We start from the raw sequence: 371 nt of genomic DNA on the forward strand, positions 1-371 counted from the left end.
CGGTGGAATGGGTTGCACCGCAGGGTTTTTGGTGCGTACCAGTGGCGGCCGGGCCGGGATACTCACCGCCGGTCATTGCAATCGCCCCGGTGCGCCGAGCAAGGTCACGATGAACCTGGGCGGGGTCCTGCCCTATACCCCGTTGGGCACCTTCACCCGGACGATCAGCGAAGGCGTCCACGACGAACAGCACGACATCGGCCTGATCACGCTGGACGGCGACCACGTTCCCCGGTCCTCGGCGGTCGCCGCGTCGCTGCCCGTCACCGGCGTGGCGACCAATCTTGAAGTCGGACAACAGTTGTGCAAGTTCGGCATGGGCTCGGGCGTGGACGCCTGTGGGCAGATCGTGGAGATCACCGCAAGCAAGG

General features: G+C 66.0%; 1 protein-coding gene. It reads left to right on the top strand.

Annotated features, from left to right (window positions below; genetic code table 11):
• Positions 1-371, top strand: a 371-nt coding sequence (locus H7I87_RS00280; RefSeq protein ID WP_264002499.1) for a chymotrypsin family serine protease, incomplete at both ends; no start/stop codon positions are given.

Origin of the sequence: Mycobacterium timonense, assembly GCF_025821985.1 — a bacterium.
Taxonomy (GTDB): Bacteria; Actinomycetota; Actinomycetes; order Mycobacteriales; family Mycobacteriaceae; genus Mycobacterium; species Mycobacterium avium.